This window comes from Serratia plymuthica NBRC 102599 (assembly GCF_001590925.1).
Classification (GTDB): Bacteria; Pseudomonadota; Gammaproteobacteria; order Enterobacterales; family Enterobacteriaceae; genus Serratia; species Serratia plymuthica.
Genome location: NZ_BCTU01000003.1, coordinates 169,047 through 194,037 on the forward strand (window position 1 = coordinate 169,047; position 24,991 = coordinate 194,037).

Below are 24,991 nucleotides of genomic sequence, written 5' to 3' on the forward strand. Positions count from 1 at the left end.
CCGCCGGGGCGCCCTGGCGGTTTCAGTAAAAAAGATAAAAATCGGTAATCAGGCGGCGGAAATCATCGGTGTAACTGCCGTCGGCCTGTTTAATCGCCAGGCTCTGCTCCGTTTTTTCTTCGACCGGCTGACGCGTCAGCACCAACAACACCCGGTGCAGCGGCGTATCGGCACGGTCGCTGACGTTCAATCGCTGTGCAGTATGCCAACCACGCCGGTGCGCGTTACTTTCAAATGCCTCACCAATATCATGCGGCAGCACCACGCAAAAAGCGCCCCGCTCGGCGATCAGCCGCTCAGCGCTTGCCAGCAAGGCATCGTGAGTCAGGGTTTCGGTATAGCGCGCATTGTGGCGCGCCTGATCGCGGCAGGCGACCGCCGGCTCGAAATACGGCGGGTTGCTGACGATCAGGTCATACTCACCCGCATGATGCCGGGCAAAATGGTGAATATCCTGCGCATGCACCCGAATGCGCTGCGGCCACGGGGATGCCAGCACGTTGTCACGCGCTTGTTCGGCGGCGGCCTCGTCCAACTCCACCGCATCGATCAGTACATTATCGGCCGATCTTTGCGCCAGCATCAGCGCAATAAGCCCGCTGCCGCTGCCGATATCCAGCACCCGCCGCGCCTGCGCCAGCGGTGCCCAGGCGCCGAGCAGCACGCCGTCGGTGCCCACTTTCATTGCACAACGATCGTGAGCGACAAAAAATTGTTTGAAGGTAAAACCGCCGCGACGCGGGGTAAAATTTGCTTTCGATTGATTGCTCACAATAGCCACCTGGATACAAAACTGGCGTAGCATAAGGCAATCTGATTTGTGGGAAAAGAGCTGCTTTCCGCTTAAATAGGTGAAGAACGCGGCCAACCCGTCTATAATCGGCGCCCCAAGTAGAGGTAGACCATGACAGCAACCAATTTTTCCGAACTCGATCTCGATGAACGCCTGATAAAAGCCCTGAGCGATAAAGGCTACGAACGCCCGACCGCCATTCAAGCCGAGGCTATCCCACCCGCGATGGATGGGCGCGACGTATTGGGTTCGGCGCCAACCGGCACCGGCAAGACCGCCGCATTTTTGCTGCCGGTATTGCAGCATCTGCTGGACTTTCCACGCAAGAAGTCCGGCCCACCGCGCGTACTGATCCTCACCCCGACGCGCGAACTGGCGATGCAGGTAGCCGACCAGGCACGTGAACTGGCTGCCCATACTTCGCTGGATATCGCCACCATCACCGGCGGCGTCGCCTATATGAACCACGCGGAAGTCTTCAGCGAAAACCAGGACGTGGTGGTCGCCACCACCGGTCGTCTGCTGCAATACATCAAAGAAGAAAACTTCGACTGCCGCGCGGTAGAAACGCTGATCCTCGATGAAGCCGACCGCATGCTGGACATGGGCTTCGCGCAGGATATCGAAACCATTTCCGCCGAAACCCGCTGGCGCAACCAGACCCTGCTGTTCTCCGCGACGCTGGAAGGCGATGCCATCCGCGAATTCGCCGAGCGCATTCTGAAAGAGCCGGTGGAAATTGAAGCTGATCCTTCACGCCGCGAACGCAAAAAGATCCTGCAGTGGTACTACCGTGCCGACGACGTGCAGCACAAAACCGCCATTCTGGTGCATTTGCTGCAACAGCCGGACGTGCTGAAGTCCGTGATCTTCGTCCGTAAACGCGAGCGCGTGCACGAGCTGGCGGCCTGGCTGCGCGAGGCAGGCATCAACACCTGCTATCTCGAAGGCGAAATGGTGCAGGCCAAGCGCAACGAAGCGGTAAAACGCATGATGGACGGCCGCGTCAACGTGCTGGTCGCCACCGACGTCGCTGCCCGTGGTCTGGATATCCTGGATATCACCCACGTGTTCAACTTCGACATGCCGCGTACTGCGGACACCTATCTGCACCGCATCGGCCGCACCGGCCGCGCCGGGCGCAAAGGTACCGCGATTTCGCTGGTTGAGGCGCACGATCACCTGCTGTTGGGCAAAGTCGGCCGTTACCTGAACGAACCGCTGAAAGCGCGGGTGATCGACGAGCTGCGTCCGTCAACCAAAGTGCCAAGCGAAAAGAGCAACGGCAAACCTTCGAAGAAGGTGCTGGCCAAACGTGCGGAAGACAAAGAAAAGAACAAAGAAAAAGCCAAGGTGAAAGTACGTCACCGCGATGCGAAAAACGTGGGCAAACGCCGCCAGCCAAAGGCCAAGCCTGAGAGCAACGGCGCGAAGTAATGCTGCCGCGGTGAATAAAAAACGCCTTCACTCACCTGAAGGCGTTTTTTTATGCCCCCATTACGGCGGTGCGTAATGCGTCGCCTGGTGATGGGCCTTTAACCAGACATCCAGTTGCCGATAACGATCGCGCATCTCTTCGCTCTGCAGGTGTGCAGGCGTCAGTGAGAAATAGAACTGGAAGGTCTGGCCTTGCCGGTTGCGGGCTTTGCCGTCCGCGCCCGCCTGCAGCAACATCAACGCCAACTGCGGCGCATTGATTTTCGCCGCCGCGTGCAAGGGCGCATCCCCCAATCTATCGCTCAACGTGGTATCCGCCCCGGCTGCCAGCAACAACCGTAATTGCTCCTCACGCCCCGCAAGTACCGCAGCGGACAGCGGCGTCGCGTCGGTCACCGCATTGCGCAGGTTAACCGGCACGCCATGCGTCAGCAGCAGCCGCAAATACTGCGGATCCCGCACCGTTGCGGCGGTATGCAGCACGCTGTTCCCCTCCAGCCCCGGCACGGCGACATCCGCCCCCAGCCCCAGCAGCGAACTTAGGCTTTGCGGTTGCTGCGAGAGAATCGCCCATTGAAGCAGCGTGACCTGGCGATCGCCCTGCTCACTCAAACGCGGCCGTGTTGCCTGTTCGGCTATGCCGTGCGTATCACCGCGCATCACCGCCTGCGCCAGCGCCTGATTGCCGCGCCCGGTGAACGGGGAAATAGACTGATTCATCTGTTGTTCCTTAGCCATAATCAGCAAGCCGGCGACCACTATCAGTGCCAGCACGACGATAATCAACGTCTGCCTAACCCGACGCCTTTCAGGCATTGGCCTTCAGCTCCCACGGCTTTTGCTCCACCATCGAACTGATGACCTTATCAATGCCGTGTGCGGTCAAGCTGCGATCCACATGTTTACTCGGTCGCCAGTCGTCAATGCCGCTCAGGGTGTCGTTATTGGCCAGGGTAATTTTATGCCCGATGGCATCCGGGATCAGCGAAGTGGATTCCTGCGTCCCGGTCAGCATGTCGTATTGTTCGCTGTAGCGACGAATACCGCCGGCTTGCGCATCCTGCTTAGCCGCCGTCGGATCGATGCCCATACGGTTTAATGTATAGTCGGAGACGCCCGCCGCGTTGAAAGTGACCGCCACAGTACCGGTCGCCAGCGCCGCCGTTGCCGCCAGCCCGCCGCCGAGAGAATGACCGGCAATCACCAGCGCATCGCCAAACGCCGCCCTGGCGCCTTTAGATACCGCGACAGCCTGATTGTACTGCACATCATCGTAACCGGTCGCCTGCCGCACATTGCTCAGCCAATCGCGCATGTCATTGGTGCCGGCAAAGGCCAGGACATACTGTTGGTTGTCGCTATAAATACCGGCCTGAAAACCCGACGCCGCATCATGCAGGCTGGCGGGATCAATACCCGCGCCGAGCAGCGCGCTGTCGCTCAGGCGGTTGAATCCTTCCACACCCTGGCCGTTCAGGCTGTAAACGTCTTTAGCCAGCAACGCGAGCGTATAATCTCCCTGTTGTGGCTGCTGGCCGCGCGTTACCCCTTGGGGCGTGGCGGCCGGCGCGGCAGCCGACATATCACTCACCAGCGCGTTCAGCAGGTTCCGGGTATTCAGGTTATTCGGTGAAAGCGTGGCCGCAGCGGCCCCGGCCGCCGGTGATTCGACGGGCTCCGATGAACTCACCGGTTGCAGTGCCGCACGCGCTACAGGGGGTTGAATGGTCGCAGGGTTAACCGCAGAGGTAAAACTCAAAGACATACTCATGCCGACTCCTTGTCGATAGGCTTATCAATGCCGCACCCAATACGGGTGCCAAAGTAGCTATCGGCAGGTCGGAGCAGTTCTGTAATGCAGACGATTATCTTTGCGAGGAATGTGATCCGGATTCACTTTACTGGCCGGCGAGCAATAAAAAAGGGAGCCGAAGCTCCCTCAGTGACTGCGCAGATAATTACAGGCTGGCGGTAAAAGTACGTGCGATCACGTCACGTTGCTGTTCTGGCGTCAGCGAGTTGAAGCGCACCGCATAACCGGACACGCGAATGGTCAGTTGCGGGTATTTTTCCGGGTGCTTGACCGCATCTTCCAGCGTCTCGCGGCGCAGTACGTTCACGTTCAGGTGTTGGCCACCCTCTACGCGCACGGTTGGCTGCATTTCCAGCGGCACTTCACGGTACTCGATTTGGCCCAGATCGTTGACCGGCACAACCTGATCTTCTACATAGTTGGCTTTAGCGCACACGCAGCGGGCTTCTGACGTTTCATCATCCAGCAGCCAGAAAGAGTTCACCAGCGCCTGGTCGTTCGCTTTAGTGATTTGAATACCAGTAATCATTTTGTTGCCTCCGTACAAGGACGAAAAATTCTCTTTCGTGAGAAAATTCAATGTTGGTTTCGGCCATTTGGTAAAACCATTGTTGTCTTATTGTTCTGTATACCAGCCTGGTCGGAGCAATTCTTTGATTAAAATCAATTCTTATGGGTTACCCATACATAGTGAAGGGGCAAGTTTCTGTTTTATGTCAATTTTCCCCATACCGCCGAAAACAATTATTTTTGTAAATTTTAAAAAATCCTTGTACCAAGATAGGTAGTCCAACGGCAAAAGCGGGTTTCACTGCGTGAAGGTAAACGGTAAGCTAGGGCTAGTGAATTGTTAACGAAAACAAAGGAGAGCGTTTATGTCCACCCCTCTCACCTGGCATGACGTCATCGGCAAGGAAAAAGAGCAACCCTATTTTCATGAAACGCTTGCCTTTGTTGCCGCTGAACGTCAGGCCGGTAAGACCATTTATCCACCACAGAAAGACGTGTTCAACGCCTTCCGCTATACCGAACTGGCGGACGTAAAAGTGGTGATCCTCGGCCAGGATCCTTATCACGGCCCGAATCAAGCCCACGGTCTGTCTTTCTCGGTGCTTCCCGGCGTGCCGGCTCCCCCTTCGCTGGTGAACATGTATAAAGAATTGGCGACGGATATTCCGGGGTTTGAGCGGCCAAGCCACGGCTGCCTGCAAAGCTGGGCGGAACAGGGCGTGCTGCTGCTGAACACGGTATTGACCGTTGAACGCGGCCAGGCGCATTCCCACGCCAAACTGGGTTGGGAAACCTTTACGGATAGAGTGATCGCCGCGCTGAACGACAACCGCGAAGGCGTGGTGTTTCTGCTGTGGGGCTCGCATGCCCAGAAGAAAGGCAACATTATCGACAGCAAGCGCCACCACGTGCTGAAAGCGCCACACCCTTCGCCGCTCTCGGCCCACCGCGGCTTCCTCGGCTGCCGCCATTTCTCGCAGGCCAACCAACTGCTGGAACAGCAGGGGCTGAAACCTATCGACTGGCTGCCGCAACTGCCGCAGGCATAACTCAGACAAAGTCCAGACGCAAAAAAGGCACCCGCAGGTGCCTTTTCCTTACTTAATTCCGCTTAAGCCTTGGCTTTGGAAACCGCAACCATCGCCGGGCGCAGCAGGCGACCATTCAGCGTATAGCCTTTCTGCATCACCATCATTACGTGGTTCGGCTGGTGATCGGCAGACTCCATCAGGCTCATCGCTTGGTGTACGTCCGGGTTGAACGGCACGTTGATGTCGCCGACGATTTCGATACCGTACTTGCTCACTGCGTCTTGCAAGGATTTCAGCGTCAGTTCGATGCCTTCGATCATTGCCGTCAGTTCCGGATTGCTTTTATCCGCCAGATCCAGCGCGCGCTCCAGGTTATCAATTACCGGCAGCAAGTCGCCCGCGAATTTCTCCAGCGCAAATTTGTGCGCTTTCTCGATATCCAGCTCGGTACGGCGGCGAACGTTTTCCATTTCCGCTTTGGCGCGTAGCAGGCTGTCGCGTTCATGCTGCTGGGATTCAGCCAGCTGAGTTTCCAGCTCGGCAATGCGCGCATCCCGCAGATCGACGCCCTCAGCCACTTCCGGCAAAACTTCCTGCTGGTCCATTTCTTCCGAGACTTGCTCGTTTGGCGTCTTCTGTTCTTTACTACTCATGAATATCTCCGCGTTTTAGCATTAATCTCGCAACTTGGCTTATTATGGGGATCAAAACCGGGGTTTCAAGTCAACCGGTCACAATGTGGGGCATAAACTCGTCCCGGTGAGGAAAATCACAGCAATGAATAAGAAATTCGCCTGTATTGGCATTGTGGGTCACCCGCGCCACCCTTCAGCGCTGGCAACGCATGAGATGTTGTTTCACTGGTTGGTCGCCCGAGGCTACTCGGTAATGCTCGAACGGCAGATAGCCCAGGATTTGGGCCTGAAAGACGTCGTGACCGGCAGCCTGGCAGACATTGGCCAGAAAGCCGACCTGGCCGTGGTGGTCGGCGGCGACGGCAATATGCTCGGCGCGGCGCGCGTATTGGCGCGTTACGATATTAAAGTGATCGGCGTAAACCGCGGTAATCTCGGATTTTTGACCGATCTCGACCCCGACAACGCGTTGCAGCAATTGGCCGACGTGCTGGAAGGCGAATACATCGATGAACAGCGCTTCCTGCTGGAAACCATCGTGCACAAAGAGAACCAGCAGTGCCGCATCAGCACCGCCATCAACGAAGTGGTGCTGCACCCCGGCAAAGTGGCGCACATGATCGAGTTCGAAGTGTACATCGACGATCGTTTCGCCTTCTCGCAGCGTTCCGACGGGCTGATTATCGCCACGCCGACCGGGTCGACCGCCTACTCGCTCTCCGCCGGCGGGCCGATCCTGACGCCTTCACTGGAGGCCATTGCGCTGGTGCCGATGTTCCCGCACACCCTTTCCGCCCGCCCGCTGGTGATCAACGGCAACAGTACCATTCGGCTGAAGTTTTCGCAGATCGGCAGCGATCTGGAAATCAGCTGCGACAGCCAGATCGCGCTGCCTATCCAGGAAGGCGAAGAGGTATTGATACGCCGCAGTGATTTCCATTTGAATCTTATTCATCCAAAGGACTACAGCTATTTCAATACGTTAAGCACAAAGCTCGGCTGGTCAAAAAAATTGTTCTAAAAACGTCGCCAGCTACTTTACTGTATATAAAACCAGTTTATACTGTATGAAACTACAGTTATGTGTTTATACACAGGAAGGTTCCCATGCTGGCGCAATTGACCATCAGCAATTTTGCTATCGTTCGTGAGTTGGAGATTGATTTTCAACCGGGTATGACGGCGATTACCGGTGAAACCGGCGCCGGCAAATCCATCGCCATCGACGCGCTGGGCCTGTGCCTCGGCAACCGCGCCGACGGCAATGTGGTGCGCCTGGGGGCCGCCCGTGCCGATATCTGCGCGCGCTTCTCGCTGGCGGATACTCCCTCAGCCCGCCAATGGCTTGAGCAGAACCAGTTGGACGACAGCAATGAATGCTTGCTGCGCCGGGTGATCAACGCAGACGGCCGCTCGCGCGGCTTTATCAATGGCACCGCCGTGCCGCTTTCGCAACTGCGCGAACTTGGCCAATGCCTGATTCAAATCCACGGCCAGCACGCTCATCAGCTGTTGCTCAAACCCGAGCATCAAAAGCAACTGCTGGACGCCTATGCAGACGAACCCGCTCTGCTGGCGCAAATGCAACAAGCTTACCAGCGCTGGCACCAAAGCTGCCGCGAACTGGCTCATCACCAACAACAGTCCCTCGAGCGTGACGCGCGCAAACAGCTGCTGCAATATCAGTTGAAAGAGCTGAATGAGTTCGCCCCGCAGGCCGGTGAATTTGAACAAACAGACGCGGAATACAAGCGCCTGGCCAACAGCGGCCAGTTGCTGACCCTTAGCCAGCAAACGCTGCAATTGCTGGCCGATGACGAAGAACACAACATGCTCAGCCAGCTCTACACCGCCAAACACCTGCTGGTCGAACTGGTCGGCATGGATGAAAAACTCGGCGAACTGCTGAACATGCTGGAAGAAGCCTCAATCCAGATCAGCGAGGCCAGCGATGAACTGCGCCACTATACCGATCGCATGGATCTCGATCCCAACCGCCTGCATGAACTGGAACAGCGCCTGTCGCGGCAAATCAACCTGGCGCGCAAGCATCACGTAGCGCCAGAAGAACTGCCGCAGCTACACCAGCAGTTGCTCGATGAGCAACAATTGCTGTCGCAACAGGAAAGCGACCACGAGCACCTTAACGAAGCGGTCACCCTGCACCATCAGCAGGCGCTGGTTCTGGCGGAGCAACTGCACCAAAAACGCCAGCATTACGCCGCCGAACTGACTACGCTGATTACCGACAGCATGCAGGCGCTCTCTATGCCACACGGCAAATTCAACATCGATGTGCGCTTCGAGCCCCAATATTTGAGCGCCGAAGGGGCAAGCCGCACCGAGTTCTGCGTGTCCACCAACCCAGGTCAACCGTTGCAGGCGCTGGCTAAAGTGGCGTCCGGCGGCGAATTGTCACGCATTGCGCTGGCGATTCAGGTTATCACCGCCCGCAAGATGGAAACCCCGGCGCTGATTTTCGACGAAGTGGACGTGGGTATCAGCGGCCCGACCGCCGCCATCGTGGGCCGCCTGCTTCGCCAGCTCGGGGAGTCAACGCAGGTCATGTGCGTCACCCACTTGCCGCAGGTCGCGGGGTGCGGGCATCAGCATCTGTTTGTCAGCAAGCAGACCGACGGCACGGAAACCGAAACGCAGATGTCGCCGTTGGATAAACGTGCCCGTTTGCAGGAGTTGGCGCGTCTTCTTGGCGGCAGCGAAGTCACCCGCAACACGTTGGCAAACGCGAAAGAACTGCTGGCCGCATAAAAAAGCTCAACTTTTTCACTTTTCTGAGGTCTGACTTTGGCGCTGTTTACCCGGCAGATTTCAAGGTGCGGCAAGGCGACAACCGCCCCATCCCTCAATCGCTTAGTCAGCTAAGCGGCTGAGGCGCGAGAGCGAAGTAATCTCAGCAGCAACTTGAAAGATGAAGGGTATAAAGGTTTCCAACTGCTGCAAGGTCTATTATCATCGGCATCCTATGCCCTAAAGGAATGTGATTACTATGCGCTGTAAAACGCTGGCTGCTGCCGCTGTGGTTCTTGTGATGCTGACTGCAGGCTGTTCTACTTTTGAGAAGGTGGTTTATCGGCCTGACATCAACCAAGGGAACTACCTGACGTCGACCGACGTGGCTAAAATCCAAAAAGGTATGACCCAGCAACAGGTCGCTTATACATTGGGTACCCCAATGTTACAGGATCCGTTCGGTACTCAGACGTGGTTCTATGTATTCCGCCAGCAACCTGGCCATGAAGATATCACCCAGCAAACCCTGACGCTGACCTTTGATAGCGCGGGCGTGTTGACCGATATTCAGAACAAACCGGCGTTGACCAAGTAATCAGCGCAGGGGTTATCGTCCGGCCCGTGAGGGGCGATTCAGGTTCTTCATGACAGTAACAGGCTGCAACTCGGAAGATAAAATTCTGATAAAAAATAAGGCGCATTCAGCGCCTTATTTTTTTGCTTTCTCTGCCCGTTGCCGACGCAGTTCTTTAGGGTCGGCAATCAGGGGGCGGTAAATTTCTACCCGGTCGCCATCGTTCAGCATATCACCCAGCTTGGCCGGGCGGCTGTAGATGCCCACTTTATTGCTTTGCAAGTCAATGTCACCACGCAGTTCCAGCAAGCCGGAGGCCGTAATGGCCTGCTCAACGCTGCTGCCTTCCGCCAGCGTAACCTTGCGCAGATACTGACGCTCCGGCAAGGCGTAAACTACCTCCACCCGAATATCAGACACTGTAAACCTCTTTCGCCCGCTGGGTGAAGGCCTGCACCATGTTACCGGCCAGCTCTTTGAACACCTTGCCGAACGCCAGCTCGATCAGTTTGTTGGTAAATTCAAAATCCAGATGCAGCTCAACCTTACAGGCTTCCGGGCTCAGCGGCGTAAACTGCCAGCCCCCCATCAGCTTGCGGAACGGGCCATCAACCAGTTGCATATTGATGCTCTGGTTATCCTGCAACGTGTTGCGCGTAGTGAAGGTTTTGCTGATACCGGCTTTGGCAACGTCAACCGCGGCGGTCATTTGATTGTTGGACGCGTCAATCACCCGGCTGCCGGTGCAACCTGGCAGAAAATCGGGGTAAGAGTGAACATCGTTAACCAACTGATACATCTGCTCGGCGCTGAACGGCACTAACGCAGACCGACTGATCTGGGGCATATCATTTCCTGTGAGACACAAAACATACAGATAATACCATTTATCTATCGCCAAACAAAAAATCTGCTATGCAACGCGAGGGCCAAAAATGCGAAAAATTGCGCAGGTGCTGAGCGGTAAAGGATTTCTTTCGTCGAATCATCCAGTATAATGAACAAACTATGACAAAGAAAAAAGCACACAAACCCGGTTCCGCCACCATTGCGCAGAACAAGCGAGCGCGTTTCGAATACTTCATTGAAGAAGAGTTCGAGGCGGGCCTGTCGCTGCAAGGGTGGGAAGTAAAATCGCTGCGTGCCGGCAAAGCCAACATTAGCGACAGCTACGTGACCTTCCGCGATGGTGAAGCCTATCTGTTTGGGGCCACCGTCTCACCGCTCAACGTAGCTTCGTCGCATGTGGTATGCGATCCGACACGTACCCGTAAATTGCTGCTGAAAAAACGTGAGCTGGACTCACTGCTCGGCCGCGTAAACCGCGACGGTTACACCGTGGTTGCCTTGTCCATGTATTGGAAAAATGCCTGGGCCAAGATCAAAATCGGCGTAGCCAAAGGCAAGAAAGAACACGATAAACGCGATGACATCAAAGATCGTGAATGGCAGACGGCGAAATCCCGTATCATGAAGCATGCCAACCGATAAGCCTCTGGCTTAACGGGTTAAACTTCTGGTATACTGAACAAAGTTACTTGGGGCTGATTCTGGATTCGACGGGATTGTGAGGCCTTAGGAGCATGCCGAGGGGCGGTTGGCCTCGTAAAAAGCCGCAAAAAAAATAATTGCAAACGACTCGCAATTCGAATCTGCTGCTTTAGCAGCTTAATCAGCCTAAGAAACTGAAGATTCCCTCTCTCCCTAGCCTCCGCTCTTAGGACGGGGATCAAGAGAGGTCAAACCCAAAAGAGATCGCGTGGATGTCCTGCCTGGGGCTGAAGCGTTAAACCCAATCAGGCTAGTTTGTTAGTGGCGTGTCCATCCGCAGCTGACCGGCGAATGTAATGATTGGACTAAGCATGTAGTGCCGACGGTGTAGTAATTCCGGACGGGGGTTCAAATCCCCCCAGCTCCACCAAATGATGATCCGGGTATTACCAGATAAGTCCGGAGAAGTACGGAAAGCCCGCATCCCACCTAGGTTTGCGGGCTTTTTTGTGTCTGTAGTAGTCCGAGAATATCCAGCTAAATCCGGGATTTATTGGTATACGTTTAGGTATACGTTAAAATGTATGCCATAAACGTATACCAATTATGGAAGAACCCTTACATGGCGCGGACTACACGCCCCCTCACACACACCGAAGTACAAAAAGCCAAAGCCCTCGAGAAAGACCTCACTCTGCACGACGGTGATGGCCTGTTCCTGTTAGTCAAAACCACCGGCAAGAAATTGTGGCGTTTCCGCTACCTCCGCCCCGGCACCAGTTCACGGACTATGGTTAGCCTCGGTGCCTACCCTGCCCTGTCACTTGCCGACGCCCGGCAAATTCGTGCCGAAAAGCTCGCGATACTGGCGAGAGGCATTGACCCACAGGCTAAAGAGGCGGAAGAAGCAGAACAAAAGCAGGTAGCCCAAGAAAGCATTTTCCTGAACGTGGCAAAGCAATGGTTCGTGTTGAAGCAGGCCAGTGTTAGCGTTAAGCATGCGGAAGACATCTGGCGTTCTCTTGAAAAAGACATACTGCCATCTATCGAGAATGTCCCGGTTCAGGACATCAAAGCGCGTTTGCTGATCCAAGTGCTGGAACCTATCAAGGCCCGTGGCGCATTAGAGACAGTCCGACGTTTAGTACAACGTATTAACGAAATCATGATCTACGCCGTCAACACTGGCTTGATTGATGCTAATCCGGCTTCTGGTATTGGTAATGCATTCGAGCGCCCTAAGAAGCAGCATATGCCGACTATACGGCCCGAAGAATTGCCCAAGCTGATGCGCACTATCTCGATGAGCAATCTATCGATACCCACCCGTTGCTTGCTTGAATGGCAATTGCTGACCCTGATACGTCCGTCAGAGGCCTCCGCAACCGCATGGGCTGAGATCGATATTGAAAACCGTGAATGGCGTATCCCGGCAGAACGAATGAAAGCCAAACGTGATCACATCGTTCCACTGTCAGACCAAGCACTAGAGATACTGGAAATTATGCACCCTATCAGCGGCAGGCGTGAGCACGTGTTCCCAAGCCGCAACGACCCGCGTAAGGCCATGAACAGCCAGACAGCGAATGCTGCACTAAAGCGTATCGGTTATGGCGGCAAGCTTGTTGCTCATGGGCTACGCTCTATCGCAAGTACAGCGATGAATGAAGCAGAGTTTAATGCCGATGTCATAGAAGCAGCTCTTGCACATAGCGATAAAAATGAGGTAAGAAAAGCATATAACCGTTCCACATACCTTGAGCAGCGGCGTGAGTTAATGGATTGGTGGGGAGCGGAAGTATACGCAAAAAAATAGTCATATATGTATTAGCCCAGATCTGAGCTGACACTTTTACGGCTCAGGGCTATACCTAATCTGACAGACAGCTCTGTGCCTGAAGCTAGCATTGCTAACATCGGGTTGTATTATCTAATAGGCATTAGGCCAACGGCTTAGAAATTATTAGATTTGTTGAATAAACGTAAGTAAAATGAAACTTTGCAACAGCGCCAGTCCATTTTGATGTTCAGTAATGTTGTATTTGCTTAACGAGACAAGTAGGTTAGATTTATAATTTAATTCATAAAAATGATACTTTACAGGAGATTAAGTATAAAAATGAAACTGATCAGTGAATTAGACTTTGGCTATACAGATGCTCAAAATTACAGAAAAAGAAAGCAGAAAGAGAAGTTCAAAAAATGGTTCGTAAAAGATTCAAATTTAAATCGCGTGTGCTCTGATGATGTATCATTTATTATCGGCGAAAAAGGCACGGGAAAAACATCCTATGCAGTTTTTCTTTCCAATGAAGAATACAATGGAATATCTTCAGAGTTAAAGTATGTAAAGGAGACTGATTATCGAGACTTTCTTTTTCTAAAAAAAGAAAATCATCTTCTATTTTCTGACTATCATACAATTTGGGAGATGATACTTCTATTACTCATTTCCAAGAAAATAATTGAAAATGAATCCGGTCTCTTGCACAAAATTACAAGTGGTAAATTTGGAAAATTCAGTAAGCTAAATGATGCCATAGATGATTATTTTGTGAAATCGTTTGATCCCGAAGTTGAATCAGCCATTCAAATGGTTATAGGTTCCAATAAAGCTGTTGAGTTATTTGCAAAATATGAAGAACATGTAGGCGTAAAAACTAACATTGAAACTTCGCGTGAAGAGAAAGGCACAAGATCTTCTTTTCAACGTAATATGTATTACATAATTAAAAAGTTTAAAGATGCTATTAGTGAATTAAAACTTGAAAAAGATCACTTGATGTTCATTGATGGAATTGATGTTAGGCCAGCAGATATAGAACATCAAGAATATCTTGAATGCATAAAGGGGTTATCTTTAGCAATACTCAGCTTAAATAATGAATTTTTCCCCAACATAAAGGATAGCAAGGGATCTTGTCGTTATGTTCTCTTAATCCGACCAGATATATTTGAGTCTATTTCTCTTCACAACCCAAATGCTAAGATTAGAGATAATGCCATCGTTTTAAATTGGAATACAAACTATGATAGCCATAGAAGATCACTATTATTCTCAGCAGTAGACAAAATGATATCAACACAATGTGAATGTGAAGATTTTACAACGACTAAAAGCTGGGATTATTATTTCCGGTGGGATGCAAAAACACTGGAGTTTGCTCTTCCAAGTGGGCAAATGACATCTTTTATTTCCTTCCTGAGACTTTCATATCATAGGCCGCGAGACATTTTTACAATGTTACAGATATTAAAGGCAAATTCAAAAGATAATCAAGAAAAGGAGTTCTTTTCATTAGACGATTTCAATTCCCCATCCTTTCAGCGGGATTACTCTAACTACTTGCTCGGTGAGATAAAAGATCAATTATCTTTCTATTATAAACAATCTGACTATGAAATGTTTTTAAAGTTTTTTAGTTATCTTAATGGTAACTATAGATTCAACTATGACTATTTTGTTGAAGCTTTTAAGAGAATGGATGATGATCTTAATTCCATATCATCAGATAGACCTAAATTCATGTCGTCAGAGAATGATTTTTTGCAGTTTTTATACGAATTAAATGTTATTAGTTCAATTGAAGAATCAGAGGCAACCGGAAAAGCAGTTGTTAGATGGTGTTTTAGAGAGAGAACTCAAGCTAATCTTTTCCCTAAAATTAGACTAGGCGCGAATAATTACGAGATATTTTATGGGTTAAGAAAGGCGTTACAAGTAGACATACCTATTAAAGCATCGAAAAAAGATAAGTGAGTATAAATTTTAATCATTCTGCGTCCGTTATAAAATTTTACAACGGATGCAGAATAAAATTTCGCTATTAAAGATAGTATCTTTTAAAACTAAGATAGCTAACCCATCTATACAAAAAATTGGATTACTAACAAATTTTCTCCTCGCAATCGAAATGAATCATCCAGCAAAGTTTTCCGACATTTTATTCCAATTATTAAAGCCTATGATTTCTATATAGAGATGAGCGGCAGTAACTCTCTGCTATCCTCTAAATATTTATATATCTCATTCACTTTTTTACTGGATAGACACACAGCAGCCCTCACATGTACATGAGCGTTTCTGCCATCTCCTATTCACAAATTCGAAAAATATCACTTAGAGACCTGTGACGGCACGATCACGCCATTACTCATCCTAGCTTAAATAACTATATTTAAACGCCTCAGAGGCACACTGACGCATTAAACGAAAAGTCGCTCAAACCTCTGCGCGCGCAATACTCCCTCGCCTACGCGCTCTGACTTTATCATGCACATTTCATGCATGACACAGAGGCCCTGTAAGCCCTTGTGGCGCGGGGTTTCGGCTGTTTTGAGGGCTAGGGGATTCATGCAAAATCATGCACCCTATGCATGCACGCTCGATTTAAGGCAGGCTAGCCAGAAAAAAGGCAGCTTTCGGGCTTGGGGAAAGGTAAAAGCCCCGCAGCAAAATCAGCATTGCAGCGGGGCCAGTTCAATCAATGAAGTGTTTGATTTCGGCCATAACGGCGGTAACGATTTAATGTCCTTTTTTCCGGCGGCGGTAAATCATCAACGGTCACCGTTTCCGCTTGACTGGGCTGACATAAAATCTTATCGACGCTCTCCACCGTTTTAAATGTGCAGGAACACACGATGTTCTGGCACTGGTAATAGGCTTCTTTCGTCCGCTCCGTGATATAGCGACTGGTGCGGGTATAGGATGCATGGGTGCACAGCGGACAACGCATCATGATTAGGCCCCTTTCTGCTGCAAGCGTTGGCGTTTTTCCTTCAGTTCTGCGACAACCTGCATGCGTCTGGCAGGACTGCTTTGCAGTTCCGGCAATGCACCTGTTTCTTGCGGTATCGTCAGGCCAATCTCATTAAGTACCGGGTGGTCGATATTTTGCTTTGCCATGGCAACGTGAATACGGCCTTGTAGCGTTCCCAGTACCTGTTGCTCAATCATTTTCATTGGATTGTCCGCATAGACGCCGTAAGCCCGTGAAGCCAGTGCGCAAGCCTTGATAACGTCAGGGCTGATAAGCGCGGTGCTCAGTGCATCTACCGCCTTACTCATCGCATGTTCGGCAAAGGCCGTAAGGACTGCTTCATGTGCTGCCACCACTTCCGGGGCTGTTCTGCCGCAACTGAGGTGAAGCTGCATTTTGTCCAACTCCATTTCTTCAACCAGACCGTCGAACTCTTTCGCCAGCTCCCGTTTGGAAATCCGGCTGTGGTGCTGCGCTTGCAGTTCCGGGGTCATCTCCCCACGCAGTTTACGAAACAGGGTGCGCCACTGGCTTTCCGCCTCGTGACTTTCCACTTCCGTGTCTTTCTTCTGCTGATGGCAGCGGGCGATCCCTGTAATGACGTCTGTCAGCGCCTGATAGTTTTTGTCGTGGGCGGCGCGGGCATCACGCAGGGCTTGCAGTTTGTCGTTGATGTACTTGGGTAATGCAGTTGTGCTCATGGGGTTATCTCCGGTGTCAGTCAATATGAGGCTATTCTGCTGACTGCCGTACAACATCGCCATTCATCCCGGTTGGACTGTCCGCAGGACAACAGCACTGAAAACTGACGATAAAACCATCAACGAGATTTTAGTTTTATATAAAACTATTCACTACTGTTCACTTTAATAAAAAATGTAGTTAAATCAGTAAATAAAGCAGTGAACAGTTTATCTAAAACTATTCACCCAGTGTTCACTACTGTTCACTTTTCGAAAAAAGACCTTTTCTCTGGCTAGCCATGGTTAGATTTATTTTTGATGTTCCTGCCTATTTATAAATTGCTTATTGATTACTGAAAGCTATGAGCTAAAGGTGAGGAAGTACGAGGAGGGGTGGGCTAGTGCAACTTAATACAATTCGTTGTTTTTACGTGCAATTCCTTAGTCCATCACACAACAACACCTTGTTGCCAACCGGGAAAATATTCACATAATAGGGCGCTACCAAACGAACCCACACAGCGCCGGTGAGATCCCACCGGGTATAAACGAGGTGGCATTCCATGCTTGCAGTTGCCACACCGACCCCTTCCACATTCCCGCCCATCCCGGTCGATTACACGCCCCGTGAGCGTTTCATTCGCCTGCCGGAAGTGCTGTATACCACCGGGCTGTCACGCTCTACCGTCTACGAGATGATGAGCCGCAAGCAGTTCCCGGCCCAAGTTTCCCTTGGCGGTAAAACCGTGGCGTGGCTCGAATCAGAAATCGAAAACTGGATGGCTGAACGCATCGCCAACCGTCATCAGGGGGCAGCAGCATGATGCGGTTAACTTTTGGTCGCCAGCACTTTACCCTGAATGACAACGACGCGCTGTTTGTTGCAGAATCCATCCTGTTGCAACGCAAACAGCCGGATATTGCCTTGCCGGAACACCGCAGCGATAAGCACGGCGTGATCCGCCTGGCCAGCAGCCAGGCCGAACCACGTTTATTCCGCGCCGGGCCGATCCCCTTGACCGATGCGGGAGCCGATACCCGCCACGACCAGCTTACCGACTGTTGATCACTATGCGATCGATTGAACGTCCGGGGGCGTCTTACGGCTTGCCCCCACGTCCGGCCCTGCGCTATAGTCCCCCTGCTGTCGCACAATCGGCAGCCGGGCGTAGGAACCCGTGTTACTCAATGGCGACACAACACGCGCCAAGCGTGTTTTTTTATGTCGTGGCCTTAGCGCGCTCATTTTTTGCACAGTGGTTTCTATGCTACTGTGACTATCAAACAATGGTGGCTCAGGCGGGGCAGCCTTCGGGCTGGCCGGTATCCATTGAGGCCGGTATTCCTACCCCCGTCTGGGCTACCACCCATAAGTGTAGGAACTTCGGTGGTAGCAATAACCATTACTCAATGGAGGCTGCCACCATGGCTACGACCCTCACCCCGACTCATCCTGAATTCTGTTTCCTGTTTGCGGCCATTCGCCGTACTGCCCTGACGGCAACCCCGTGCATGCTGCGCACCGTGGCAAATTCCGAGCACAACGCCCGCCGCCTGCTGGCGCGTGACTACATTCTGTCGTTTGCGGGCCGTCTGCCTGTGCAGGGGGTGGCATGAATACGCTGGCCGCCCGTTTCCACAGTGAAACTTTCTATCCTATTCCGCATGCTGATTTCCTGCGTCTTCAGCACGCACATTCTACCGGCGTGCTGTTCCTCGACATGCTGGACACCCTTGAATCGGCCGGTCAGCGCCCGGACGCCGCTCAGAAAGCCGCCTTTGCATCTGTCATAGCGATGCTCACTGACCAGCTCGGGCAGGTCGTCAAAACCTGTGATACCCACATCATCGCCAGCATGGAGGCTTCCGCCGCATGAACACCCCACAGTCTTGTTTACCCGTTGAAGTCCGTACTGCCGTTTACCGCCGTGCATTGGCCCATGCCTATCTCGATACCTGCACCTTTTACCGGGTGAACCCCGGCTACACACTGGATGAGCTGCAAATGGCGATTGCGATGGACATTGAAGGCTACTTTGTCCGCCAGCATGGAGCGGAAGTGGGCATGGATATGGCCTGCACCATGCTCAGTGACATGGTGCAGCCGGACATTCTGGTGGCGCCGCCGCGCCTGACAACGCTCGGCCAAAAGATGATGGATGAGCTGTGCTGTGGCCGGATGGCCATCACCTGTAACACCACCGTGCACTGAGGAGGCAAAACAATGACCGCATTAAGCGTTTCTCACACCTCACGTGCAGCGACCGGCCACTGGCCGGTCTTGCTTCCCGCACTGGGCATTCACATTACTGCAGGGGGCCGGGCGCAGCCCTGCCCGGTCTGCGGCGGCAAAGACCGCTTTCGCTTTGATAATCTGCAGGGCCGTGGCACATGGTTTTGTAACCAGTGCGGCGGTGGCGATGGCCTGAATTTGGTCGAAAAAGCGCTGGCCGTGACCGCCAAAGAGGCCGCCGTGAAGGTGGCCGAAATATTGGGTGAGCCATCGGACAATGCCTTGCCGGAGCACAATCCCCAGCAGGAACAGCAGGACAAGGCGCAGGCACAGCATCATGCAGCGCAGCAGGCCAGACTACTGCTCGCCAGCACCCGACAACAGGCCGGGAATAGTTATCTGACCGCCAAGGGCTGGCCGGACACTGACGCCCTGACATTGCAGGGGCCGTCACTGCGCGTCGGCGGTATCACTTACCAGCCCGGCGACCTGCTGTTACCCCTGACCGACAGCGCCGGGGACGTGGTCAACGTCCAGTTAATCAATGCCGCAGGTGACAAGCGCACGCTGGCCGGGGGACAGGTGAAAAACGCCTGCTATTTCCTGCCCGGGAAAGATAATGCCGTTATCTGGCTGACCGAGGGATACGCCACCGGCCTGACCGTGCACCACCTGACCGGCGAAAGCGTGTGCGTTGCGCTCAGCGCCAATAACCTGCCCGCGATGGCGCAGCAGTTACGCACTCACTACCCTGACGCGCTGTTGCTGCTGGCGGCTGATAATGACGAGAACGGCACAGGCCAAACCCGTGCCGCCGAAGCCGCGCAACTGAGCGGCGGTAAACCGGCGTTACCGTCAGAAACAGGCGACTGGAACGATATTTACCAGCAGCAGGGCAAGCTGGCCGCGCTTGCGCAGTTGACGGCCTTCAGCCAGCCCAAGCAACCCAGCCCATTTGATACGCTCAGCGATGCCGATCTGAAAGCCATGAGCGCCAGTGAAAAGGCTGAACTGCTGGCGGAGCACTACCAGCATCTGCTGGCCGTGCCACAGGTCGGTGAAGACCTGTGCCGTTATGAAAATGGCGCATGGCAGGTGTTACCGTACCGGGTACTCAGCCGGGAGATTGCCGCGCTGTTTCAGAAAATCCGTGCCCCGTTCTCGGCGGCGGGTATCAACAGCATTCTGGACACGCTCAGGCTGATGGTGCCGCAAATGGGCACGCCGGCACGCCACCTGATTGGCTTTCGTAACGGGGTATTTGATACCACCACCGGGCAATTCAGTGCGCACCAAAAAACGCACTGGCTGCGCACCGTCAACAGCGTGGACTACACGCCCCCCAAGGCCGGGGAAAATCTGGCTGACCACGCCCCGCACTTCTGGCGCTGGCTGACACGCGCCGCCGGGCAGCAATCCGACAAGCAGGCGCGCATTCTCGCCGCGCTGTTTATGGTGCTGGCGAACCGCTATGACTGGCAACTGTTCCTTGAGGTCACCGGCCCCGGTGGCAGCGGCAAAAGCGTGATGGCCGCAATAGCCAGTCTGCTGGCGGGGAAAGACAACACTACCTCGGCCACCATCGATACGCTGGAATCCTCACGGGAACGCGCCTCCGTGGTCGGGTTCTCGCTGATTATCCTGCCTGACCAAGAGAAATGGAGCGGTGACGGTGCGGGCATCAAAGCGATCACGGGCGGCGATGTGGTGGCTATCGATCCGAAATACCGCGACGCCTATTCCACGCACATTCCGGCTGTGATTCTGGCGGTGAATAACAACCCGATGCAGTTCAGTGACCGCAGCGGTGGTGTGTCCCGTCGCCGGGTGATCTTGCCGTTCCCGGAGGTGATACCGGCCAACGAGCGTGACCCGCAGTTGTTGGCAAAAATCACCGGTGAGCTAGCGGTGATAGTGCGCCACCTGATGCAGCGTTTTGCCGCGCCTGATGACGCCCGCGCATTGCTGGAAGCGCAACAGAATTCGGGGGAAGCGCTGGAGATTAAACGCAGTGCCGATCCGCTGGTCGACTTTTGCGGCTACCTGCTGGCAGTCAATGCGCCTGACGGTCTGTATATCGGTAATGCCAACATTACCCCGGCGAACCCGCGCAAGTACTTGTATCACGCGTATCTGTCTTACATGGAAGCGCGAGGACACAAGTACCCATTGAATCTGACCGCATTCGGGCGTGCCGTGCCGCAAACCCTGCGTGAGTACGAAATAGCGCTGTTGAAGCGCAAGACCAATCAGGGAATGCAGACCAACCTGATATTGAGCGAAGACTGCGAAGCCGACTGGCTCCCCAAGTGTGAAATGCGTTGAGTGAATGGCATCACGATCGTTTCTGCCGATCAATAGGCGGCTATTGATCTGCCGAACCCATTGGACGCTGTTACGCGGTGCCGCTTATAGTCGTTCTGTACAAACCGCATACTCCCAACACCGGGGAACCCCGTAGCGGTGACTACTCAGGCCTGCACTGCAGGCCTTTTCTCTGCCTGAAATCTTTCCCCGCCGCTCACCCACAGCGCAATAAATCACCGGCTCAGGCCGGTATTTTGCATTTATAGGGCTGACTGTTCACAGTCAGTGACCAGTCAGGGCAAACACATCACCAAGTAATCACTGGTTAATTTATTGTTTTTAAACAACTAAAACCAAAAATGAACACTGTGACCAGTTTTTCTATAAATCTTTTTTTCTGACGTTTAAAGCATTGCCCTGTTAGAGACTCTTCCAGTCAGGCAGTTTGTTGGTCCGCTTGCGCCAAAAGTGGATTAACGCCATGAATAAACCAAACAGCAAACCGGCAATGAGGGCGTTTAACGCCACGATTAAATGGCTGGTGATTACTGTTGCCTATAAATGCACAGCATGTTTTCTGATATCAGGTTACTCTGTGCATCGGGTTCATTGATTTTTGAGAGCGAAGAACATGGCTATTAGTCACCAGGCCCACGCTATTTATGTTGATGCTATGACAGTGGCGTGTAACGATCTTGTAAAAAATAAGAGCCTGACGCAGGCCAGAAATGCATTTTATCAGGATTTAAAAAATCAAATGATACCTGCAGGGAACCCAAAACACTCTCGTGAGCAGGATATTCTGGATTATTTTGAGGTTCATGGTATTTTGGAACTTCAGCGTAAACTAAAGAGAATGACAAACACTGTGCATGATAGAATACATCCAGAAGCGCAACATGAAACGGTTAATAAAATATCCGTTACGAAGCAGATTAGAGGTGCATTGTCAGTTGTGAGTGACTCTTCGGATAATTTTAAATACACACTCCCAGAATCAGATGTCTTGACTACTGATAAATCTATACCTAAAAAGATATCTGTTGTTACGGTTGATAGCGCCGCATCATGCATTATATGCCGGACAAAATTCGGGACAGTAAAAAAACTTAATAGGCATTACAAAAAGAAACATACACTAACTGCCACCCGAAAATTAGCATCCGGTGAGGAACACCGCTTAGCCAACATTGCATCAATTGAAGCTGACTTGAAAAGGCACAGAAATAAAGAAGAGATCAGGGAAGCATTACGTAAACAACTGGCCCCCTCTCCATTAGATGACCTTCCTACCTATAATGCTGAAGCCTATCGAATAGCTCTCCGTACAATGACGCAAGGCGAAGCCTATAGACTCGCTAAAGATACAGTACGCTCAGCGGCATTAATTGAGATGTTCAATCAGTCAATTGCAAGCTCACTGGAAACGCAAACGTCACACAATGCTGAAAGCATGCTGCACGTAACGAAAGTGTCGGGGGACGTTACTGAACACTATAAGCCAACTGAAACAGGTAACAAACTCGTCCGTCAGGCGAAAGAAGAGCGAATGCAAAGAGATGCACTCAAAAAACAGTTCTTACAGGACGATGTGGAAGAAAAAGCGCTATTTTCCGAACGTACGGTAAAAGCACGTAGTAACCAGGCCGAGTTTGCGAAACGTGTGGCCTCAAATTTCTCTTATAAGTGTTGCATAACTGGCAGCACTGAACCCTTAGAGGCTGCACATATCGAGCCTCTTAGTATAGGTGATAATAATAATACATCGAATGGTTTACTTCTGATTACCTGTTTACATCGCCTGTTAGATTCAGGAAAAATGGCTATTAATCCCAGCTCCCTTACCGTGCATTTTTCTGAGGACTGCACATGGTTTGGTGCTAAAACGTTTGATGGAACACGTATTGCCAGACCACGAACCCTACTTAATATAGTTGGCCTTAAACGCCTATGGGACACGTTCAGGGCGAAGCATATGTAGCTTTGAAGTGATCGACACAAATTGGCCACGACATGATAATTTTCTTGAATAACTAAAAAGTCCGCTCTTGGCACATAGCAAACTGTCAACCCGGAGTATTTTTACCGAGTGGTATTAAATTCCCGTGAAATGGCGCTTATACGTGTAATCACAGCAAGTTGTTGTTCTTCATTCAGTGCAGAAGGGCGACAAAATCGCTTTCCCGATGTTTTTTTCCTCGCAATACCTGAGTGCATGCGCTCAAGCAACAGATCCCGCTCAAATTCCACCACAGCAGAAATCACCGACATCATCGTGGGAAGCAACTCAAGAATCGACTCAGGACGGTATTTTGCATTTTAGGGCTGACTGTTCACGGGAAGTGACCAGTTGGGACAAACTCATCACCAACTGGTCACTGATTAATTTGTTGTTTTTAAAAGACTAAATTAAAAAGTGAACACTATGACCAGTTTTTCTATAAATCTTTTTTTTCTGAGCGAGATGACAGATTGGATCTATCATGGGGCTGCCCCAAAAACAGGCTCATTTAAGGGATAGCTGCTGATGCCGGATTCTAAAATCCCCCTCTAAATCGGTGTCACTTTCCTGCATTGGTATACGTTTAGGTATACCCAACAAATCTGAACTCGATTTTCATCAATTATTACAACAAACTAATCGATTTATTCAGATTCCCCCAGCCCACCAAATAGGTCACCGGTGATACCAGATAGATCCGGCGATAATAGCGAGAAAGCCCGCAACTGAGTTGCGGGCTTTTTTGTGTCTGTAGTACCCCGAGAGTATCCCGTTCAACCTGGAATTTATTAGCCTATGTTGCAGAACAGGGTACGCCGCTGGCCTTCCGCCTCGTGGCCTTTCACTCCAGTGTCTTTCTTAGCGAGAGACCTAATCCCTGTGCAAACAGTCAGTTCGATAAAAACCCAGGCATCAAAGAGTGTCGCTCATGTACGAGGTTTAGATGAGCGATATTCATTTTAAACGGCTTTTCTTTCAATTAAAAAATCAATTAATGTCTTCACTCTTTTGGTCTTGCCCGCATTTTTCGGGTAATAGAGATAAACGGCTGGGTATGTTTTCCAGTAATTCTCCATCACGGGAATAAATTTCTCTTTGTCGGGCTGTAACCTGTGAATGGGCTCAAACAACCTTCCGATGCCCAATCCGTTACGTATTCCATCGGCCATAACGTCAATATCGTTGCTGATTAACTGGCCGGGCATCTCAACGGTTAGCTGCTCGCCTTTGTGATCCAGAATCAGCGGAAGGATGCGGTTATTGGTGATGAATCTATAGCCGATAAGGTTGTGCTGATGGAGCTCGGCCGGCGTAGTGGGTGTCCCGAACGCCTCCAGATAGGCCGATGACGCATACAGCCCTTCCCTAAACGGCTTCATCAACTGGCGAGCCACCACCCCGCCTTCAAGAATATCGCCAAAGCGTATCCCCAGATCAAAGCGGTCATCAATAATATTAACGGTGCCGTCGTAAACCGAAACTTCAAGTTTAATGCCGGGATATTGCCGGCAAAAGGCCGCCATAGCCGGTTTAAGTATGAGCAGATAAGCGAAGCGGGAGAGCGTAATCCTGACCAGGCCGGAGGGTTCCTGGTTCTGGTCGCGGATATTTTCCAGCGACTTTTCAAGCGAGTCCACTGCCGCTACAGTTTGCTCCAACAGCTGTTGCCCAGCTTCCGTCAGTTCAATGCGCCGTGTTGTACGGACAAAAAGAGGGTGACCGATGTGTTGCTCAAGCAGCTTAAGCGCCTTACTGACGGAGGGAGGCGTAATCTCGAGCTTCCTGGCCGCAGCCGAAATATTACCTTCCCGGGCAATGCTCTGAAAGATGCGTATCTGGTTGTAAATCACGTTATTCATCACGTCATCCTGAAGCAAATGGCCCACCGATTATTAACTACAGGCTAAATATCCTTAAGTCAATAAGGGCCTAATCTTATCAAAATCGCGAGCTTATACTTTTTTCAGTGCC

26 protein-coding genes, 1 other RNA gene and 1 pseudogene are annotated in these 24,991 nt (G+C 51.8%); 16 read left to right on the plus strand and 12 right to left on the minus strand.

The window, feature by feature from the left end; genetic code table 11:
• Positions 1 to 22: 22 nt before the first annotated feature.
• Positions 23 to 805, minus strand: a complete 783-nt coding sequence (gene trmN, locus SPL01S_RS02720) for a tRNA(1)(Val) (adenine(37)-N(6))-methyltransferase TrmN (RefSeq protein WP_063197440.1) — start codon at positions 803 to 805, stop codon at positions 23 to 25.
• A 99-nt stretch (positions 806 to 904) separates the two neighbouring features.
• Between trmN and srmB the strand changes: the two genes are divergently transcribed.
• Positions 905 to 2,230 (plus strand): ATP-dependent RNA helicase SrmB, encoded by a 1,326-nt coding sequence (srmB, locus tag SPL01S_RS02725; protein WP_006327386.1) that lies wholly within the window; start codon positions 905 to 907, stop codon positions 2,228 to 2,230.
• Between the two features lie 60 nt (positions 2,231 to 2,290).
• On the opposite strand, the gene SPL01S_RS02730 is transcribed toward srmB, so the two are convergent.
• The 3 genes from SPL01S_RS02730 to grcA form a co-directional block, all read right to left on the minus strand.
• On the minus strand, positions 2,291 to 3,046 hold the full coding sequence (locus SPL01S_RS02730) for an ankyrin repeat domain-containing protein (protein ID WP_063197442.1): 756 nt from the start codon (positions 3,044 to 3,046) through the stop codon (positions 2,291 to 2,293).
• Positions 3,039 to 4,001, minus strand: coding sequence for a Tle-like phospholipase domain-containing protein (locus SPL01S_RS02735; RefSeq protein ID WP_063197444.1), 963 nt, complete (start codon positions 3,999 to 4,001; stop codon positions 3,039 to 3,041). Before SPL01S_RS02735 ends, SPL01S_RS02730 begins: the two co-directional genes overlap by 8 nt.
• Before the next feature lie 187 nt (positions 4,002 to 4,188).
• Positions 4,189 to 4,572 carry an autonomous glycyl radical cofactor GrcA gene (grcA, locus tag SPL01S_RS02740; protein ID WP_004953623.1) on the minus strand — a complete coding sequence of 128 codons (384 nt, stop codon included), beginning with the start codon at positions 4,570 to 4,572 and terminating at the stop codon, positions 4,189 to 4,191.
• Positions 4,573 to 4,918: 346 nt separating this feature from the next.
• Here grcA and ung point away from each other — a divergent pair, with 346 nt between their 5' ends.
• Positions 4,919 to 5,602 (plus strand): uracil-DNA glycosylase, encoded by a 684-nt coding sequence (gene ung / locus SPL01S_RS02745; RefSeq protein WP_006318485.1) that lies wholly within the window; start codon positions 4,919 to 4,921, stop codon positions 5,600 to 5,602.
• Between the two features lie 62 nt (positions 5,603 to 5,664).
• Here ung and grpE read toward each other — a convergent pair whose 3' ends face one another.
• Positions 5,665 to 6,237: a nucleotide exchange factor GrpE gene (gene grpE / locus SPL01S_RS02750; protein ID WP_004953627.1), complete on the minus strand. Its 573-nt coding sequence runs from the start codon at positions 6,235 to 6,237 to the stop codon at positions 5,665 to 5,667.
• Positions 6,238 to 6,361: 124 nt separating this feature from the next.
• Here grpE and nadK point away from each other — a divergent pair, with 124 nt between their 5' ends.
• From nadK to bamE, 3 genes are all read left to right on the plus strand, one after another.
• Positions 6,362 to 7,240 (plus strand): NAD(+) kinase, encoded by an 879-nt coding sequence (gene nadK / locus SPL01S_RS02755; protein WP_004953629.1) that lies wholly within the window; start codon positions 6,362 to 6,364, stop codon positions 7,238 to 7,240.
• 86 nt (positions 7,241 to 7,326) lie between these two features.
• A complete protein-coding gene (recN, locus tag SPL01S_RS02760; protein ID WP_063197446.1) occupies positions 7,327 to 8,988 on the plus strand; it encodes a DNA repair protein RecN in 1,662 nt (553 codons plus the stop codon).
• 238 nt (positions 8,989 to 9,226) lie between these two features.
• Entirely contained in the window at positions 9,227 to 9,565 is a 339-nt protein-coding gene (gene bamE / locus SPL01S_RS02765; RefSeq protein WP_004953634.1) for an outer membrane protein assembly factor BamE, read from the plus strand.
• Between the two features lie 114 nt (positions 9,566 to 9,679).
• Here the strand turns inward: bamE and SPL01S_RS02770 are convergent, their stop codons facing one another.
• Complete coding sequence (locus tag SPL01S_RS02770; RefSeq protein WP_063197449.1) at positions 9,680 to 9,964, minus strand: RnfH family protein; 285 nt, start codon at positions 9,962 to 9,964, stop codon at positions 9,680 to 9,682.
• Entirely contained in the window at positions 9,957 to 10,391 is a 435-nt protein-coding gene (locus SPL01S_RS02775) for a type II toxin-antitoxin system RatA family toxin (protein ID WP_004953639.1), read from the minus strand. The genes SPL01S_RS02770 and SPL01S_RS02775 overlap by 8 nt, the downstream gene beginning before the upstream one ends.
• 161 nt (positions 10,392 to 10,552) lie before the next feature.
• Here SPL01S_RS02775 and smpB point away from each other — a divergent pair, with 161 nt between their 5' ends.
• The 4 genes from smpB (at position 10,553) to SPL01S_RS24330 (ending at position 14,795) form a co-directional block, all read left to right on the plus strand.
• On the plus strand, positions 10,553 to 11,035 hold the full coding sequence (gene smpB / locus SPL01S_RS02780) for an SsrA-binding protein SmpB (protein WP_004953643.1): 483 nt from the start codon (positions 10,553 to 10,555) through the stop codon (positions 11,033 to 11,035).
• Positions 11,036 to 11,084: 49 nt separating this feature from the next.
• Positions 11,085 to 11,465, plus strand: a transfer-messenger RNA (tmRNA) gene (gene ssrA, locus SPL01S_RS02785).
• Between the two features lie 192 nt (positions 11,466 to 11,657).
• Positions 11,658 to 12,851: an integrase domain-containing protein gene (locus tag SPL01S_RS02790; RefSeq protein WP_063197451.1), complete on the plus strand. Its 1,194-nt coding sequence runs from the start codon at positions 11,658 to 11,660 to the stop codon at positions 12,849 to 12,851.
• A 303-nt stretch (positions 12,852 to 13,154) separates the two neighbouring features.
• Positions 13,155 to 14,795: a P-loop ATPase, Sll1717 family gene (locus SPL01S_RS24330; RefSeq protein ID WP_073972014.1), complete on the plus strand. Its 1,641-nt coding sequence runs from the start codon at positions 13,155 to 13,157 to the stop codon at positions 14,793 to 14,795.
• A gap of 724 nt (positions 14,796 to 15,519) precedes the next feature.
• Here the strand turns inward: SPL01S_RS24330 and SPL01S_RS24335 are convergent.
• Both SPL01S_RS24335 and sid read right to left on the minus strand, forming a co-directional pair.
• On the minus strand, positions 15,520 to 15,774 hold the full coding sequence (locus SPL01S_RS24335) for an ogr/Delta-like zinc finger family protein (protein ID WP_073972015.1): 255 nt from the start codon (positions 15,772 to 15,774) through the stop codon (positions 15,520 to 15,522).
• Positions 15,775 to 15,776: 2 nt separating this feature from the next.
• Positions 15,777 to 16,496, minus strand: coding sequence for a capsid size-determining scaffold Sid (gene sid / locus SPL01S_RS02800; RefSeq protein WP_063197453.1), 720 nt, complete (start codon positions 16,494 to 16,496; stop codon positions 15,777 to 15,779).
• A 545-nt stretch (positions 16,497 to 17,041) separates the two neighbouring features.
• On the opposite strand from sid, the gene SPL01S_RS02805 reads away from it, so the two are divergent.
• Genes SPL01S_RS02805 through SPL01S_RS02830 form a run of 6 tightly spaced genes read left to right on the plus strand, consistent with a single transcriptional unit; the run spans position 17,042 to position 21,036 of the window.
• A complete protein-coding gene (locus tag SPL01S_RS02805; RefSeq protein ID WP_063197455.1) occupies positions 17,042 to 17,302 on the plus strand; it encodes a helix-turn-helix transcriptional regulator in 261 nt (86 codons plus the stop codon).
• On the plus strand, positions 17,299 to 17,544 hold the full coding sequence (locus SPL01S_RS02810; RefSeq protein WP_063197457.1) for a hypothetical protein: 246 nt from the start codon (positions 17,299 to 17,301) through the stop codon (positions 17,542 to 17,544). The genes SPL01S_RS02805 and SPL01S_RS02810 overlap by 4 nt, the downstream gene beginning before the upstream one ends.
• Positions 17,545 to 17,549: 5 nt before the next feature.
• On the plus strand, positions 17,550 to 18,095 hold the full coding sequence (locus SPL01S_RS02815) for a host cell division inhibitor Icd-like protein (RefSeq protein ID WP_063197544.1): 546 nt from the start codon (positions 17,550 to 17,552) through the stop codon (positions 18,093 to 18,095).
• Positions 18,092 to 18,355: a hypothetical protein gene (locus SPL01S_RS02820; protein WP_063197459.1), complete on the plus strand. Its 264-nt coding sequence runs from the start codon at positions 18,092 to 18,094 to the stop codon at positions 18,353 to 18,355. The genes SPL01S_RS02815 and SPL01S_RS02820 overlap by 4 nt, the downstream gene beginning before the upstream one ends.
• Positions 18,352 to 18,690: a DUF5375 family protein gene (locus SPL01S_RS02825; protein ID WP_063197461.1), complete on the plus strand. Its 339-nt coding sequence runs from the start codon at positions 18,352 to 18,354 to the stop codon at positions 18,688 to 18,690. Before SPL01S_RS02820 ends, SPL01S_RS02825 begins: the two co-directional genes overlap by 4 nt.
• Positions 18,691 to 18,702: 12 nt before the next feature.
• A complete protein-coding gene (locus SPL01S_RS02830) occupies positions 18,703 to 21,036 on the plus strand; it encodes a primase-helicase zinc-binding domain-containing protein (RefSeq protein ID WP_063197463.1) in 2,334 nt (777 codons plus the stop codon).
• A gap of 402 nt (positions 21,037 to 21,438) precedes the next feature.
• Here the strand turns inward: SPL01S_RS02830 and SPL01S_RS25625 are convergent, their stop codons facing one another.
• Entirely contained in the window at positions 21,439 to 21,546 is a 108-nt protein-coding gene (locus SPL01S_RS25625) for a DUF6404 family protein (RefSeq protein WP_232245978.1), read from the minus strand.
• A 103-nt stretch (positions 21,547 to 21,649) separates the two neighbouring features.
• On the opposite strand from SPL01S_RS25625, the gene SPL01S_RS02835 reads away from it, so the two are divergent.
• Positions 21,650 to 22,999, plus strand: coding sequence for an HNH endonuclease (locus tag SPL01S_RS02835; RefSeq protein ID WP_063197465.1), 1,350 nt, complete (start codon positions 21,650 to 21,652; stop codon positions 22,997 to 22,999).
• Between the two features lie 101 nt (positions 23,000 to 23,100).
• Here the strand turns inward: SPL01S_RS02835 and SPL01S_RS25630 are convergent.
• Both SPL01S_RS25630 and SPL01S_RS02840 read right to left on the minus strand, forming a co-directional pair.
• A pseudogene (locus SPL01S_RS25630) lies at positions 23,101 to 23,289 on the minus strand (recombinase family protein); the annotation flags it as partial.
• Between the two features lie 690 nt (positions 23,290 to 23,979).
• Positions 23,980 to 24,879 (minus strand): LysR family transcriptional regulator, encoded by a 900-nt coding sequence (locus SPL01S_RS02840; protein WP_063197467.1) that lies wholly within the window; start codon positions 24,877 to 24,879, stop codon positions 23,980 to 23,982.
• Positions 24,880 to 24,991 lie beyond the last annotated feature (112 nt).

What these genes read in the sequence shown, in the direction of transcription:
- SPL01S_RS02825 (WP_063197461.1), top strand. Translation starts at nt 18,352, where the DNA reads ATGAACACCCCACAGTCTTGTTTACCCGTTGAAGTCCGTACTGCCGTT.
- grpE (WP_004953627.1), bottom strand. Translation starts at nt 6,237, where the DNA reads ATGAGTAGTAAAGAACAGAAGACGCCAAACGAGCAAGTCTCGGAAGAA.
- bamE (WP_004953634.1), top strand. Translation starts at nt 9,227, where the DNA reads ATGCGCTGTAAAACGCTGGCTGCTGCCGCTGTGGTTCTTGTGATGCTG.
- ung (WP_006318485.1), top strand. Translation starts at nt 4,919, where the DNA reads ATGTCCACCCCTCTCACCTGGCATGACGTCATCGGCAAGGAAAAAGAG.
- SPL01S_RS02805 (WP_063197455.1), top strand. Translation starts at nt 17,042, where the DNA reads ATGCTTGCAGTTGCCACACCGACCCCTTCCACATTCCCGCCCATCCCG.
- SPL01S_RS24330 (WP_073972014.1), top strand. Translation starts at nt 13,155, where the DNA reads ATGAAACTGATCAGTGAATTAGACTTTGGCTATACAGATGCTCAAAAT.
- SPL01S_RS24335 (WP_073972015.1), bottom strand. Translation starts at nt 15,774, where the DNA reads ATGATGCGTTGTCCGCTGTGCACCCATGCATCCTATACCCGCACCAGT.
- nadK (WP_004953629.1), top strand. Translation starts at nt 6,362, where the DNA reads ATGAATAAGAAATTCGCCTGTATTGGCATTGTGGGTCACCCGCGCCAC.
- SPL01S_RS02790 (WP_063197451.1), top strand. Translation starts at nt 11,658, where the DNA reads ATGGCGCGGACTACACGCCCCCTCACACACACCGAAGTACAAAAAGCC.
- SPL01S_RS02830 (WP_063197463.1), top strand. Translation starts at nt 18,703, where the DNA reads ATGACCGCATTAAGCGTTTCTCACACCTCACGTGCAGCGACCGGCCAC.
- SPL01S_RS02840 (WP_063197467.1), bottom strand. Translation starts at nt 24,879, where the DNA reads ATGAATAACGTGATTTACAACCAGATACGCATCTTTCAGAGCATTGCC.
- SPL01S_RS02735 (WP_063197444.1), bottom strand. Translation starts at nt 4,001, where the DNA reads ATGAGTATGTCTTTGAGTTTTACCTCTGCGGTTAACCCTGCGACCATT.
- sid (WP_063197453.1), bottom strand. Translation starts at nt 16,496, where the DNA reads ATGAGCACAACTGCATTACCCAAGTACATCAACGACAAACTGCAAGCC.
- SPL01S_RS02815 (WP_063197544.1), top strand. Translation starts at nt 17,550, where the DNA reads ATGCGATCGATTGAACGTCCGGGGGCGTCTTACGGCTTGCCCCCACGT.
- SPL01S_RS02835 (WP_063197465.1), top strand. Translation starts at nt 21,650, where the DNA reads ATGGCTATTAGTCACCAGGCCCACGCTATTTATGTTGATGCTATGACA.
- smpB (WP_004953643.1), top strand. Translation starts at nt 10,553, where the DNA reads ATGACAAAGAAAAAAGCACACAAACCCGGTTCCGCCACCATTGCGCAG.
- trmN (WP_063197440.1), bottom strand. Translation starts at nt 805, where the DNA reads ATGCTACGCCAGTTTTGTATCCAGGTGGCTATTGTGAGCAATCAATCG.
- SPL01S_RS02775 (WP_004953639.1), bottom strand. Translation starts at nt 10,391, where the DNA reads ATGCCCCAGATCAGTCGGTCTGCGTTAGTGCCGTTCAGCGCCGAGCAG.
- SPL01S_RS02730 (WP_063197442.1), bottom strand. Translation starts at nt 3,046, where the DNA reads ATGCCTGAAAGGCGTCGGGTTAGGCAGACGTTGATTATCGTCGTGCTG.
- srmB (WP_006327386.1), top strand. Translation starts at nt 905, where the DNA reads ATGACAGCAACCAATTTTTCCGAACTCGATCTCGATGAACGCCTGATA.
- grcA (WP_004953623.1), bottom strand. Translation starts at nt 4,572, where the DNA reads ATGATTACTGGTATTCAAATCACTAAAGCGAACGACCAGGCGCTGGTG.
- SPL01S_RS02810 (WP_063197457.1), top strand. Translation starts at nt 17,299, where the DNA reads ATGATGCGGTTAACTTTTGGTCGCCAGCACTTTACCCTGAATGACAAC.
- SPL01S_RS02820 (WP_063197459.1), top strand. Translation starts at nt 18,092, where the DNA reads ATGAATACGCTGGCCGCCCGTTTCCACAGTGAAACTTTCTATCCTATT.
- recN (WP_063197446.1), top strand. Translation starts at nt 7,327, where the DNA reads ATGCTGGCGCAATTGACCATCAGCAATTTTGCTATCGTTCGTGAGTTG.